This window comes from Saccharopolyspora sp. NPDC050642, assembly GCF_040654735.1.
Classification (GTDB): domain Bacteria; phylum Actinomycetota; class Actinomycetes; order Mycobacteriales; family Pseudonocardiaceae; genus Saccharopolyspora; species Saccharopolyspora elongata.
Genome location: NZ_JBFAIN010000001.1, coordinates 565,337 through 578,598, shown reverse-complemented (window position 1 = coordinate 578,598; position 13,262 = coordinate 565,337). Strand labels below are relative to the sequence as shown.

The following is a 13,262-nucleotide window of genomic DNA, read 5'->3' as shown; positions in this document are numbered from 1 at the left end:
GCGCCCCAAAAGGCTCGCGGCCCCGCTCGCCGGTCAGCGGCCTGCCGGGTAGCGGGAAGTGCTGCACGTCGCGCGCCCACGGCATCAGGTCCGGAATGGCGCGAACGTCGAGGCCCGCGCCGCTGCGGGTTCAGCGTTGCGTTGCAGTTGCCGCACCGCTCGGCGTTTTCTTCGCGGCGCCGATGGCGAGTGCCAGCAGCGCCAATGCGCTCAGTCCGAGGACTGCCGCGACGGCCGGTAGCAGTCCGGCCCCCAGGCTGCTCAGGGTCAACCCTCCGATGGCTCCGCCCAACGAGACTCCGAGGTACGTGCCCGACGTGTTGAGCGCCAATGCCTGCGGTGCGGCCGGTCCGGCGAGCAGGTGGAGGCGCGCTTGGATCGCCGGGGAATTCCAGAAGGCCATGCCGCCCCAGACCGTTCCCGCCACGAGGAGGACGGAAAACGGTACGGGGCGGGCGAACCAGAGCACGCCCAAGAGCACCATGATGCCGGTGAAGGTGCTGATCCCGGCGACCAGCGTGCGGTCCGAACCCCACCGGTCGGTGGCCTTCCCGCCCGCCCAGATGCAGACGATGCCGGCCACCCCGGAGGAGCTGAAGGCGAGCGCGCGCTGATCGACGCCGGCGTAGCTCACCGCGTCGAGGTAGGGGGCCGTGTAGGTGAGCATCATCATCGATCCGGTCATGAGCGCGCAGTTCGCCATGAGTCCGAGCGATACCGGCGCGCTGGCGAGGGCGCGCAACTGTTCGGGGATCCTCGGCACGTCGCCGGCCTCGCCGCGCTCGCGAGGCAGGGTTGCGAGCAAGAATGCCAGCGCCGCGGCTCCGGCCACCGCCATCGAGACGAATGTCGTTCGCCAGCCCCAATGGCCGCCGATCCAGGTGCCGATCGGGACGCCGGCCGCGATCGAGCCCGTGACGCCGAGCGCCACGACTGCGACGTACCTGCCGATGTGGCTTTCCGGAGCTCGCTCGGCGGCGTAGGCGAACACCGCCGGGGTGGACGCCGCCGCCGCGATCGCCGCCACGACCCGCAGGGCCACCAGCAGGCCGAAGCTGGTTGCGGTGGCCGCCAAGAGGTTCGCCACGACGAAGATCGCGAACGAAGCGGTGAACAGGTACCGGCGGGACACCCGGGCCAGGGTGACTCCGGCGACCGGCGCGGCGAGGGCGACGGTGAGGGAGAAGACGGTCACCAGCTGCCCGGCGTGCGCCTCGCTGACACCCAGATCCCGCGCGATCTCCGGCAGGACGCCCGCGATCACGTAATCATCGGTGTAGAAGACGAAAGCCGCTGCGAGCAGTGCGAACAGCCACGCGGGCACAACTGATCTCCTTTGCGCTACAACGCCGATCGCCGGCATCGCCACAAATTATCACAGGTGTGATAGAAGTCGATCGGCGGCGGCCTGCCGGGTGGAGGTACTGCGCGGGCGGGATCGTCGGTTCGCGCGCCCAGGCTTCGAAGGAGCCGTGGAGTCCTTTCCGGACACTCGCGCGAAATCACCATCCCGTCGGGCATCGGGAGCCTTCGGTACGAGCTTGGCCGGGGCTTTCTGAAACGGCCCCAGGGGAATGCCGGCGTTCCGGCCGCGGCCGGTCGGCCCCGCGCGGCTGTGGCGATCCTCACCGCGTGTTACGCCATCCGGTCCATATCCTGTAGTCCTGACCGTCGCGCCGGCACGAGTGGGGAGAGAACCGCGTTGCCCGAGGCATCCGAGAGCACGCCCAGCTACTTCGAGCGGCTCGACGCGCACCGCTTCAAGCCGACCACCCACGCCAGCGGCGCGTGGCGCAACGACGAGCAGCACTTCAGCCCGGTGGGCGGGCTCCTCGTCCACGCGATCGAACGCGCGCGGGCCGGCCGCCCCGAGCTGCTGCTCAGCCGCGTCAGCTTCGACATCCTGGGCAAGATCGCGCTCGACGAGTTCGAGATCCAGGTGGAGACGACCAGGCCGGGCCGCACCATCGAGCTGGTGGAGGCCACCGCGATCATCGCCGGGCGCCCCGTGGTCCGGGCCCGCGCGTGGTTCCTGGCGGAGCTGGACACCAGCGCGGTCGCCGGGGGCGAACCCGATCCGCTGCCGGACCCCGAGTCGCTGGCGCCCTGGCCGATGAACTCCCTGTGGCCGGGCGGCTTCATCGCGTCGCTGGACACCCGGCCCGTCGGCACGCGCCTGCCCGGGCGCAACACGGCGTGGGTGTCCACCCGGACCGACCTCGTGGCGGGCGAGGCGGTCAGCCCGGTGGCGTCCTACGTGGCGCTCGTCGACACGGCCAACGGCATCGCCGTGCGGCAGGAGCCGACCGAGTGGATGTTCCCCAACGTCGACCTGTCGATCCACCTCTACCGGCAGCCGGAAGGCCGCTGGACCGGGCTGGACACCACCGTCGTCTTCGGCGGCCGCGGCCAGGGCCTCACCAGCACCGTCCTGCACGACGTCCGGGGCCCGATCGGGACCGCGCAGCAGAGCCTCACCGTGCGTCCCCTGGGGCAGTAGCCGGCGCTCACTTGCGCCCGAAGAACTCGAGCTCGCCCAGTGCGATGTGCTTGCCCTCGGTCAGGCCGGTCACTGTCTTGATGTGCACCCGGACCCTGACCACGTCGCTGGTCTTGATGCGGACCTCGTACGGGGTCGGGCTGTCGGGCACGTCGACGGTCTCGATGCGGGTCCGGCCGTCGGAGCCGGTGGCGGTGATCTCCAGCCGGGCGGGCCGGGCCTGGCTGCGGAACTCCTCGTCCTTCCTCGACGGCCCGGTGCTCACCAGCACGCCCACCAGCCGGAACGGGTGATCGAAGTTGAACTCGGCCCATTCCCCGGGCCGCTCGGTGCCCCAGTACACGTCCCTGAGCCCGTCCACGGCCTTGCCGCGCGGGTGGTCGGGCATCTCGCCGCTGGCGCTGGAGCTCACCGGTCCGATCGGCGCCGCCCCGAAGGTCTTGTCGAGCACGTCCTCGACGATCTCCCGGCCGGTCGGGTAGAACAGGACGCCGCCGATCACCAGGGCGATCAGCACGGCGAGGACGACGAGCCGCCGCCACACCTTGCCGCGATCGATCCGGCGCCGCCGCCGGCGCGCGCGATTCGATTGCGGCGCTTCGGAATCCGGGGCGAGCGGCGCGGCGCAGCGGATGCAGAACCGCCGTTCGGGCGGGTTGGGGGCGCCGCACGCGCCGCACGGCGGTCCCTCGGACACGGGCTCCGCGACCGGTGCGTTCGGTTCGGGCCGCGGCGCGACGGGCTTCGCCGGTTGCACGGCGGCCGGTTGCTCCGGCTCCGGCTCGGCGACCGGTTCCGCGGGTGGTTCGGGTGCCGCCGAGGTGGGGACCGGGATGCGTGCCGTCGGGGCGGACGGGTCCGGGGCTGGTGGTTCGGTGCCCTTGTCCCAGCCCAGGTAGGCGCCGCAGGTGGTGCAGAAGTCCTCGCCGCGGGCGACTTGGGCGCCGCACGTCGAACAGGAGCGCATCGGGTCATCCCCCTTCCCGTTGTGGCGGCCCCGGCAGGACCTCGACGGTGCACGTGAGGTGGATCGGGCAGGCCGCCTCGACCACCGCGTCGACCTGCTTGCGGTCCACCGCCGAGCGGCCCGGCCAGACCTGGACCACGGCCCGGGTGATCGCGTTGCCGGGCAGCGCGGTGCCCGGCCGGGTCGACCAGACCGCGCCCGGGCCGTCGAGCACCCGCGCGTGCACCCCGGCGCACAGCCAAAGCCGGTCCACGAGCCCCCGCGCGGTGCCGTTGCGGCGGTGCAGCTCGACGGCGCGCATCACCACCGCCCGCCGCAGCGGCGGCGGCCACGCCGGGTCGAGCTCCACCGCGACCCAGCCGGCCAGCCAGGACACGAAGTCCTCCGGCGCCACGCGCGGGTCGAAGTAGCCCGCGATGTTGTCCATAGTGGACAAGATCGGGGCGAGGACCGAGTCCAGGCCGGCGGTGAACCGCTGGGCGAAGTCGTCCCCGGCGTACAGCGCGGGCAGCAGGTCGCCGAGCGGGTAGCGGCTGGGCAGGTCGGGTACCGCGCGGCGGCTCATCGCGGGCCTTCCGCCGGATCCCCGGAGCTCACCAGCACCTGGTGCTGGTGGGAGAAGACCAGCGCGTGGGCGGCCAGCTCGACGCGATCCACCGGCGTGCCCCGCTGCCCGGTGATCGGATCGGCCGGGAACAGCCGGATCTCGTCGATCAGCTCGACGCCCTCGACCTGCTGGAGCACGGCGAAGACCTCGCCGACCTGGACCGGTCGCCCGAACGGCCAGCCGGTGCCGCCGGCGCCACCGCGCAGCGGGTTGAGGTACCGGTAGAGCGCGGCGACGGCGTCCCGGTTCACCCGGTTCACGTCGGCTTCCGCGGAACGCATCCGCGCCACGACGGTGATGCCCTGGTAGAACGGCGGCTCCACGACCAGGCGGGTGCCCAGCAGCCGGTGCTCGTCGAGCCGGGCGGCGATCGCGGCGAGCAGCTGCGGCGAGGGGATCAGCTGCTCGAAGCGCAGCTGGTCGCCCGCGTCGGCCACGGCGTTCGGCACGACCAGCACGCGGGCCGCGCCCGGCTCGTGCTCCGCGCCCGCGGGCAGGCAGCGGATCCGGGCCGCGGCCGGCGCCGCCTGCCACGCGATCTGCTCGTAATCCGCGGCGGTCACGGCCCGCTCCTGCACCCGGAGTTGGTGCGGCGCGCGCACTTTCGCCTCCGACACGGTCTCCCCGTCGACGCCGCCGCCAGCGGCCTCGCGGTTCTCGACATCGGCCACGTAGGGCACCGAGCTGCGCAGCACCGAGATCGCGCCGCGCGCCACGTTGCCCGATCGGCCGCCGCCGGTGCGGTACTTCGGCACCCTGATGTGCGCGCCCTTGGGCGGCACCGCCCCGAACCGGCGCAAGGTGCCGTCCGGCGCGCGCACGGCGGGCGGGAAGAGGAACTCGCCGTTCGTCGCGTCGAGCGTGACGTGCCGGTCGGCGGGGCCGGAGTTGCCGAAGTGCTCCACGACGTGCCAGTCCTGCCAGCCGTCGTCCGCGGCGACCTGCACCACGACCGGCTCCGCGTCGGTGAGCACCGGCGCCCGGTCGAGCCGGAACCGTTGGCCCGGCACGCCTTCGGAGAGGCCCAGCGCGACGTCGGTGATGGTCTCGGCGTGCTCGACGGTCGTGGTGCCGCCGATGGTGAACGCCTCCGCGACCCGGACGGTCGGCGACTCGGAGTAGAACGGCTGGTTCCGTTCCGGGGCCACGACGCGGCAGCGCAGCCAACCCGCCCGGACGCCCGCCACCGACGACAGGGCGTGCCCGGCGGGCACCTGCAGCACCACCTCGCCGGGCCGGTTGAGGCCGCCGGTGGTGTCGTCGAAGACCGCGCACTCCGTCCAGCGCACCCCGTCCCACGACTCCCACACCAGCGGCGGCTGCCGGGGATCGACGCCGATGCCTTCGACCTGGCTGTCCAGCCGCACCGCGACCACGCAACGCGGGACGGCGTTGCTGAGGCCGAACAGCATGGCGTCGTCGACGGCCGGTTCCGCCTGGAAGCACGGCACGTCCTTGCCCGCGTCGAGGTCGCCGGTGTGGTTCTGCTGCGCCCCGGCGGCCGAGATCGTCACGAGCGTCGTCAGCTCGCAGGGCACGATGGGCAGTTCGTCGGTGGTGGCGAAGACGACCGCCTCCTCGGTCTCCGAACGCGCGGTGGCGACCTCGGTGCCCAGCGGGAGGAGCACCGCCTCCGGCTGCGCGGCCGACAGCCAGAAGGTCACGTCGGCCCGCGCCGCCGCCGGCGGGAACAGGCGGACGCCCAGGAGGTCGAGGAACGCCAGGTAGTTCTTCTCCGGCACCCGGTTCAGCCGGTAGATGAGCTGGTCCACCATGTGCGCGAACGTCTCGATGAGGGTCACGCCCGGATCGGAGACGTTGTGGTCGGTCCACTCCGGAGCGCGCTGCTGAACGTAGCGCTTGGCCTCGTCGACGAGCTCCTGGAAGCGGCGGTCGTCCAGGTTCGGCAGGGGCAGGGCCATCAGTCCGCGTCCTCCTCCGCCGCGCTGTGCGGGATCGTGTAGAAGGGGAAGACGAGGTTCCTGCGGTCGTTGGTGGCGCGCAGCGTGTAGTGCACGTCGATGTACAGCACGCCTTCCTCGACGGTGTCGAACGCGACGACCACGTCGGTCACGTCGATCCGGGGTTCCCAGCGCCGCAGCGCGCTGCGCACCTCCTGGGCGATGCGTCCGGCGGTGGCGCCGTCGCTCGGGGCGAACACGTACTCGTGGATGCCGCAGCCGAATTCCGGGCGCATCGGGCGCTCGCCCGGCGCGGTGCCCAGCACGAGGCGGATCGCCTCCTCGATCTCCTGCTCCCGCTCGACCATCGCGATGCCGCCGGTCGCCCCGACCCGCATCGGGAAGGCCCAGCCGCGGCCGATGAAGCGCTCGCTCACAGCGGGCCTCCGATCAGCACGTTCGGCGCCCCGATGACCACGGTCGCGCCGCAGGTGGTCTTGTCGTTCATCCGCGCGGCTGGCAGACCGCCGATGAGCACCACGCCGGAGCGAGGCGGGCTCGGCATGAGCACGTTCCCCGCGCTCAGCACGGTGTGCGGCAGCAGCGGGCACACGTGCTGACTTCCCGTCACCGCGGCGGGTTTGCCGCCGATGAGCACGGTGGCCACCTTGAGGGCGGCGGCCGCGGGAGGCTGGCCGATGGTGCCTCCGTGGGAGGTGGGATCGCCCATCCGGGCTGCGGGTGGCATCGCGGGAACTCCTCGTCGGCTTGCGGAATCGGGCTGATCAGTTGATGTGGACCATGCGGCCGCGCAACGTGGCCATCGCGCCGCCGTCGATTCCCACGTTGGTCCGGCCGTTGATCGAGACCGACGTCTTCGCGTCGATCGACACCGACTTCCCGGTCAGGGTGAGGTCGCCGGTACCGGCGTCGAGCGTGATCCCGCGGTCGGTCAGCGACACCGTGCTCAGCGCCCGCCGGCCGCCCACGGCCGACACCGTGATGTCGATCGTCCGGCGCTTCTCGTCCATCCGGATGTCCAGCCGCTTGTTGCCGCTGGTGAGCCGGAGCCCCGGCGCACCGGTGGTCGAGTCGATGAGTTCGAGCCGATGTCCCTTGCGCGACACCAGGGAACGCCGGTTGACCTTGCCGGTGGTGCGGTCGACCAGCGGCAGGTCGTGCGGCGACGGGTTGTCCCGGCCGTTGTAGAGCCCGCCGAGCACGTAGGGCTTGTCTAGGCAGCCCTGCTCGAAGCCGACCAGCACCTCGTCGTTGACGTCGGGGCTGAACACGCCGCCCCCGCCCTGCCCGCCGAGTTGCACGGTGCGGACCCAGTCGGTCACGTAGTCGTCGTCGAGCCACGGGAACTTCAGCTTCACCCAGCCCCGCTGGGCCCCGCCCGCTTCCTTGATGTCGGTGACGATCCCGGTGGCCAGGCCCGGGATGCGCGGGCCCCGGTCCGGCGCGTTGGCGCCGGTGACCAGCCCCGTCAGCGACCGGTCGGGGGAGGTGCTGACCAGCACCGTGGTGCGGTAGCCGTTCCCGGGCTCCAGCACGTGGTGCACCGCCGTCGCGGTGAACCGCCCGGAGAACTTGGGCCCGACGTTGCCGAGCGCGACCGGCACCCCCGCGCGCAGTTCCGGGTTGCCCTCCGCGACCGCTTCGATCTCGCCGAGCCCCGCGCTCATCGACGCCGCCAGCGCGCGTGCCGCCGCCGTGGCCTCAGCCTGCGTGCCGTAGGGCGTGTCGGTGACGCGCATCCGGGCGCCCTTGCCGAACTTGCCGGTCGCCTCCGCCGCGGTGAGCCCCGGCCGCACGGTCTTGCTCCGGGTGGCGTTCTCCTCTGCTATCAAAGGACGTTTGGTGGCCACGTTCCAGCCGCGCACCTCGACCTTGTCGACCTGGTCCACGGCCGTGAGCACCGCGCGCAGCGCCATCAGGTTCCGGCCGTACTCCAGGACGAACGGGCTCTTGGTCGCCGGGGTGTCGGGAGAGGGAGCGCTCGCGGCGGGTTTGAGCGCGGCGAAGTCCAGCCGCCCCTTCTCGTCGACCCGCACGGTGACGCCGTGTTCCTGCGCCAGGTCCTGGAGGAACTCCCAGTCCGACACGTTCGCCTGGGAGAGCTGGGTGTAGGTGATCGGCTTGGCGTCGATGCGGCCGGCCCGCAGACCCGCGCCCGTCGCGACCTTCCGCACGATCGCGGCGGCGGTCATGTTGCGGAACGCCGTGACCTTCCGGCCCCGCATCAGCCGGTGCGCCTTGCTCATCGCCCGCACCACGGTGAACGAGCCGGTGCCGTCGGTGTCCAGCTCCAGGCCGGTGACCTCGCCGGTGAACAGGCGCTTCGGCGCCTGGCTGGAGGTGGTGGCGACGGACACCGTCAGCGGCGAGCCGATGGTGATGCCGGTCGCGGTCAGCAGCTCGTGGTTGGGGTCCCGGAAGGTCAGCAGGGCCGCGTCGGGCAGGCCGACGTTCTCGTCGACCACGCAGCTGGTGAGCTGTTCCTGCCAGGCCGCGGGCAGCGGGCCGGGCGTGGCCACGATCGGATCGGCGGCGACGGAACGCCCGCCCTCTTTTCCGCCCATCACGCACCGTCCTGTCCGTCGTCGAAGGCGGGTACCAGCAGTTCGGTGCCGGGCACCAGGATCATGGGGTCGTCGATCTCGTTGGCCTCGGCGATGACCCGCCACGCCGTGGCGTCCCCGTACTCGTGCCAGGCGAGCTGCGGCAGGCTGTCGCCGGCGACGACCCGGTGCGTGCGGCGGGTGTTCTCGGAGCCCGAGGTCGGGTTCTGGCCCGGGGTGTCGACGCTGGCCTCCTCGATGCCCAGCGAACAGGTCGCCCGCAGCGGCTTCCCGTCGACGTCGAACAGCGAGTAGTCGACCGAGAAGCTCGACAGCACGCCGTTGAACGAGGTCGTCCTGGCGGTGCCCCACTCGAACCGGACCCACGGGCTGGCGGGCTTCTTGCTGGCCAGGCTCTTCGGGGTCGGGACGCAGGCCACCATCAGGTCCTCGATCTTCTTCTCCACCGAGCCGTCGTGCTTGTCGGTGGCGTCCAGGAACACTTCGAGGGAGAGGGAACGCGGGCCGCTGCCGACGAATTCGGGCAACGCCGCGTCGGGCGCCATCCGGGACGGCTTGCGCCGCCACTCGGTGCTCTTGGTCAGCGCGAGCTTGTTCGGGTTGAACTGGAACCGGACCCGCTTGATCGTCGCGCCCGGTTTCGCGCCGACCTTCGCGGGCGGCTCCATGATCAGCAGCTGGGCGCGGGCGAGGTTGTTGCCCGGTGCGGCGGCCATCCGGCCCCTCCTCTCACGACGGTTGCAGGCCCAGGTGGGCGATTTCCAGCGTCTCCACCGCGGCCTGCGCGTTGGACGGGTCGAAGGACGGGCCCTGCCAGCTGACCGGGATGATGCCGAGCACCTGCCACCGGGCGATGGGCGTGAGATCCGGCTTCAGCGCGACGATCTCGCCGTTCTTGCGCTCGGCGCGCTGGATGATCTGCCCGAGCCACCGCGAGATCTTGGCGGTGTCGCTGGTGACCGGGCGGGTCAGCGTGATGTTGGTCCAGGTGATCCGGGTGGGCAGCTGCCAGGTGAAGCCGTTGTTGCCGCCCTCGGCGAACTGCTCCACCTCGACCTGGGCGCCGAGCCCGGAGCAGGTGTTGAACCTGCCCAGGTCGTTGCCCCCGATGACCAGCCGGAAGAACACGCTGGACGCGAAGATCTCCTGAGGCACCGGCAACACTCCTTCCGAACGTGCTAGCGGCGGCGGTCGTGCAGCCGCCCGATTCGTTCCCTGCCGTGGCGGAACTCGGCGCGCAGCAGCCGTCCCACCGGCTCGATCAGGCGACGAGCGAGCTCGTCGATGTCCTGCCCGCCGGAGCCGCCCGCCCCGGCCGGGGCGGCGTCCTGCTCCCCGGTGGCGGCCGGCTCGGGCTTGCGCTGGACCACCGTGACCGGAACTCCGGCCGGGACACCGGGAATCGGGCTCGACGCGGCGACCGGTTTCGGGGCAGCGGCCTGCTGCCGTTCTGCGGGCTGCTCCACCGGGGCTGCGCTCGAACGCTGCACGGTGGGAGTCGCTGGGCGGGACACCGGGAGGACTTCGCGCGCCTGGTGCGGAGTTTCGGCTGCCTGATGTATCACCGCAGCGCGCGGCAGGGCTTCACCGCCGGGTGGTGTCGGGAGCGGGGAGAGCTGCACCGGAGCGCTGGATGCCGGGGGAGCGGCGGAGACCCGGGCTCGCTGCACTGGCGTGCTCGGCGCGGGGCGCGGCGGCGTGATCCCGGAGGACGGTGCCGGGTCGGCCTGGTTCCAGCGCACCGGTGCCACCGGTCGTGCGGGTTGCTGAGGGCTGCGCGCGGCGCCGACGCCCGGGTCCTGCCCGATTCGTGCAGTCAGCGGCCGCGCCGACAGCAGCGGCAGGACGCGCTGGACGGGTTCGTGAGGGAGAGCCCTGGCCCGCGTCGCGCGGTTCGGTGGTGAGGACTCGGGTGCCCGAACCTGGCTTTGAACGTCGGCGGCGGAGCCCTGAGCGGGGGAAGCCCCGGTCAACGGGAGCGCGGTCGGCGCGTCGCTTTCCGGTGGGTGAAGCCGTGCCGTCAGATTCTCGGCCTCGGGTGTGGTTGTGGAAGACCCTTGGTGCTGGCTCCGGGCCGAGCGCTGGACCACCGGCACCAGGTCCGGCCCGGGTACTGCCTCGACATCCCCGACCGGAAGGCCGGGGTTCGGAGCCGTCCGATTCTGCCTAAAATTGGGGGCTTCCTGATTTTGCCTGAAATCGGGAGTCTTCTGGTGTCGGACTGCTTCGGTGCCGTCCTGCTCGGGTTCCGACACCCCGTGTGCCGCCGGGAGGGGATGGCCGGGCGGCGCGCTCAGCGGGTTCTCGATCCGTTGCACGGCAGCGGATTCATGGATCAGGGGTGCTACCGGCGCATCCTCGTCGTGCCCGGGGTTGGTCGGGGCCGCGTCTCGGGTTGAGCGCGGGACGACGAGTTCGGTCGGTGAGTGCACGTCGACGGGGGCTTCGGACCCGCTCGTCGGGGAGTGCGCGTTGCGGGCTTCGGGCTCCGGCGGCGCGGCGAGCCGCTGAAGCACGGGATCCGCTTCGCCCGGCGCATTGCGCGGCTGCGATGTAGGCGTGATTCGTTGCGCCTCAACCGGGTCCGCGGAGTCGGGGCGAACCGTCGTGGGAGAGCCGCTTTCCGGGCTTGCGGGAGCCTCCGCGCCGGTTACCCCGACGGCCGGTTTCCGCTGCACAACGGGAGAATCGACCGGAGGTGAGGCCGGCTCGGCGGGCGTCGGGCGGTCTTCGGCGCTGGTCGTAGCGGACGGCGGGATCTGGGCGATCGGCGCTCCGATGCCCAGCCGGGGGCGAGCCCGGGGCGGGGACTGGCTTCCCGGAGTATCACGCGCGGAGGTCTTCGTGACCCGTTGGACCGCGCGGTGCTCACCGGTGCGGGACGGCGCCGGATCGGTGCTCGCCAGCGGCAACGCCGACCCGGCCTCCGAGGCCTGGTCCGGCGAGCGGTCCGCGTCGGGGAAGACCACGGCACTGGGCGGAAGGGCGCGCAACGGTTCGCCGGGGCCTGATCGCACGGCCGCGTCGGGCTTGGCCGGTGAAACCTGGCGCTGCACGACCGGCTCCGGCGCAACGTCGCCCGGATGTATTTCGTCCACTATGGATGACGGATCGGGCGCGACAGTTGGGCGCGGCCCCACTGTGCCCAAGGGCCGCGGCGCGAGCGGCGTCGCCAGCCGTGCCACGGTCAGCGGCGGAGAGAGCCGCCGTGGCCGCACCGGAGCAGCAGTCCCTTCGGCGACAGGGGATTCCACCGGGGCAACGGATGCCGGGGAGTGGTCCAGCGGCACCGGATCGCCGTCGTATGCGGGGACGACCACGGGCAGCGCCTCGGCCGCCGAGCGCTGCACGGGAACCCCTACAGCCGGGCGGAGCAGCCCGTGCACGAGACCGGACGGCGCACCTGCCTGGAGGCTGTGCCCGAGCCCGGTCATCACGCCGTGGTCCTGGAACGAGGTCACGGATTCCCGGAACCGCATGGCCGCGGTCACGCCGATCCCGGCGCGCTGGATCACGCCGGGATCGGCGGCGGTTCGCCGCCACCCGCCGTCCCAGCCGGGCGTCGTGGTGGCAGGTTGCGCCGAGCCGTCCTCGCGCCGCGCGCCGCCGCGGCGACGGCGGAAGAGGTCCCACAGGCTCACCCGGTCACCCGCCTTCGTTCACCCTGGTGTTGATGCGCGCGATCTCGCGGACCCAACGCCGTCGTTCGTGGTGGTCGAGTTCGAGGATCTCCTCGCGAGGCCAGTGGAAGTTGTAGGCGACGTACGCGACCTCCTCGTGCAGCCGGTCGACCGCGTACGTCACGATTCCCCCAGGCGCCCACCGGCGAGGTCGACCTCGAACGCCGTGCCGCAGGACGGGCAGGTGACCCCCGCCCTGGTGTGCCCCTCGCTGTTGATCCGCCGGTAGAAGTCCTGCAGGAACGCGATGTCGGTGGCGTACATGTTCTCCACCAGGCCCGTGTGCACCTCGGTGAGGCCGCCGAGCCGGGTGATCACCTGGCTGAGCAGCACCACGCTGAGGTAGGCCGGGTTCTCCTTGACCCGCACGTCGATCAGCGGCCGGAGCTCGTCCTTCGCGGTGGCCAGCCGCATCCGGCCGTGCTTGTGCACGGTGCCGTCGGAGTGCACGTAGCCGCGGGGGAGTTCGAACTCGAACTCGTCGTGCTGCGTCGCCTGCTCGGCCGGGGCCGGGCGGGTGTCTGCCGCCTGGTCCTTGCCCGCGACCTCGTCGAGCTCGCCGAGCGACGCGATGCGTCGCCTCATTCGACCTCGATCCGTTCGAAGGTGATGGTGGCCTTCTCCGCCGCCGCCTGGGAATCGCCCGCGGTCAGCCCCGGGCCCTCCCACTTGCTGACCCAGGCGTCGAACAGCTGCATCCGCCGGACGGTTTCGCCCTTCGAGTCCTGGATCTCGATCGTCAGGTTCTCCCGCGCACCCTCGACGTCGCCGTCCAGCAGTGTCTTCTTGATCCAGTCGGTGAACTCGACGCTCTTGTCCATGCCGCGGGTGATCGTCACCTCGCCGCCCTTCTGGCCGCCGGGCTGCTTCTTGTTGATCCGCTCCCCGGTAGGCGTGACCTGCTGGGTCTCGATCACGTCCTGCTCAACGGTCAGGCCGCTGACCTCCTTGACCGATTCCACCGTGATGCCACCGAGTTGCACACCGAACCGGTGCGTGGCGAGACTGTCGCCCTGTGCCAT

At 71.9% G+C, this 13,262-nt stretch carries 14 protein-coding genes; 1 reads left to right on the top strand and 13 read right to left on the bottom strand.

Translation table 11 applies throughout. The annotated features are described in order from the left end of the window. Nucleotides 1-130: 130 nt before the first annotated feature. Entirely contained in the window at nucleotides 131-1,324 is a 1,194-nt protein-coding gene (locus tag AB0H93_RS02695; RefSeq protein WP_358566287.1) for an MFS transporter, read from the bottom strand. 378 nt (nucleotides 1,325-1,702) lie between these two features. Between AB0H93_RS02695 and AB0H93_RS02690 the strand changes: the two genes are divergently transcribed. Beyond that, on the top strand, nucleotides 1,703-2,500 hold the full coding sequence (locus AB0H93_RS02690) for a thioesterase family protein (RefSeq protein ID WP_358566284.1): 798 nt from the start codon (nucleotides 1,703-1,705) through the stop codon (nucleotides 2,498-2,500). Nucleotides 2,501-2,507: 7 nt separating this feature from the next. On the opposite strand, the gene AB0H93_RS02685 is transcribed toward AB0H93_RS02690, so the two are convergent. Genes AB0H93_RS02685 through AB0H93_RS02630 form a run of 12 tightly spaced genes read right to left on the bottom strand, consistent with a single transcriptional unit; the run spans nucleotide 2,508 to nucleotide 13,262 of the window. Further along, complete coding sequence (locus AB0H93_RS02685) at nucleotides 2,508-3,467, bottom strand: hypothetical protein (protein WP_358566282.1); 960 nt, start codon at nucleotides 3,465-3,467, stop codon at nucleotides 2,508-2,510. A 4-nt stretch (nucleotides 3,468-3,471) separates the two neighbouring features. Then, entirely contained in the window at nucleotides 3,472-4,032 is a 561-nt protein-coding gene (locus AB0H93_RS02680) for a phage tail protein (protein WP_358566279.1), read from the bottom strand. Further along, on the bottom strand, nucleotides 4,029-5,996 hold the full coding sequence (locus AB0H93_RS02675; protein WP_358566276.1) for a putative baseplate assembly protein: 1,968 nt from the start codon (nucleotides 5,994-5,996) through the stop codon (nucleotides 4,029-4,031). Before AB0H93_RS02675 ends, AB0H93_RS02680 begins: the two co-directional genes overlap by 4 nt. Then, nucleotides 5,996-6,412, bottom strand: a complete 417-nt coding sequence (locus AB0H93_RS02670) for a GPW/gp25 family protein (RefSeq protein WP_132484000.1) — start codon at nucleotides 6,410-6,412, stop codon at nucleotides 5,996-5,998. Before AB0H93_RS02670 ends, AB0H93_RS02675 begins: the two co-directional genes overlap by 1 nt. Then, the gene (locus tag AB0H93_RS02665) at nucleotides 6,409-6,723 is read right to left on the bottom strand and encodes a PAAR domain-containing protein (protein ID WP_358566273.1); all 315 of its coding nucleotides are present in this window, start codon (nucleotides 6,721-6,723) and stop codon (nucleotides 6,409-6,411) included. The genes AB0H93_RS02670 and AB0H93_RS02665 overlap by 4 nt, the downstream gene beginning before the upstream one ends. Nucleotides 6,724-6,760: 37 nt before the next feature. Further along, nucleotides 6,761-8,560 (bottom strand): VgrG-related protein, encoded by a 1,800-nt coding sequence (locus tag AB0H93_RS02660; protein ID WP_358566270.1) that lies wholly within the window; start codon nucleotides 8,558-8,560, stop codon nucleotides 6,761-6,763. Next, nucleotides 8,560-9,276 carry a LysM peptidoglycan-binding domain-containing protein gene (locus AB0H93_RS02655; protein WP_358566267.1) on the bottom strand — a complete coding sequence of 239 codons (717 nt, stop codon included), beginning with the start codon at nucleotides 9,274-9,276 and terminating at the stop codon, nucleotides 8,560-8,562. Before AB0H93_RS02655 ends, AB0H93_RS02660 begins: the two co-directional genes overlap by 1 nt. Before the next feature lie 13 nt (nucleotides 9,277-9,289). Continuing rightward, nucleotides 9,290-9,715: a phage tail protein gene (locus AB0H93_RS02650; RefSeq protein ID WP_358566264.1), complete on the bottom strand. Its 426-nt coding sequence runs from the start codon at nucleotides 9,713-9,715 to the stop codon at nucleotides 9,290-9,292. A 23-nt stretch (nucleotides 9,716-9,738) separates the two neighbouring features. Beyond that, nucleotides 9,739-12,201 (bottom strand): hypothetical protein, encoded by a 2,463-nt coding sequence (locus tag AB0H93_RS02645; protein WP_358566261.1) that lies wholly within the window; start codon nucleotides 12,199-12,201, stop codon nucleotides 9,739-9,741. 4 nt (nucleotides 12,202-12,205) lie between these two features. Continuing rightward, nucleotides 12,206-12,364 (bottom strand): DUF6760 family protein, encoded by a 159-nt coding sequence (locus tag AB0H93_RS02640; protein WP_358566258.1) that lies wholly within the window; start codon nucleotides 12,362-12,364, stop codon nucleotides 12,206-12,208. After that, on the bottom strand, nucleotides 12,361-12,825 hold the full coding sequence (locus AB0H93_RS02635; RefSeq protein WP_358566255.1) for a hypothetical protein: 465 nt from the start codon (nucleotides 12,823-12,825) through the stop codon (nucleotides 12,361-12,363). Before AB0H93_RS02635 ends, AB0H93_RS02640 begins: the two co-directional genes overlap by 4 nt. Next, complete coding sequence (locus AB0H93_RS02630; RefSeq protein WP_358566252.1) at nucleotides 12,822-13,262, bottom strand: phage tail protein; 441 nt, start codon at nucleotides 13,260-13,262, stop codon at nucleotides 12,822-12,824. The genes AB0H93_RS02635 and AB0H93_RS02630 overlap by 4 nt, the downstream gene beginning before the upstream one ends.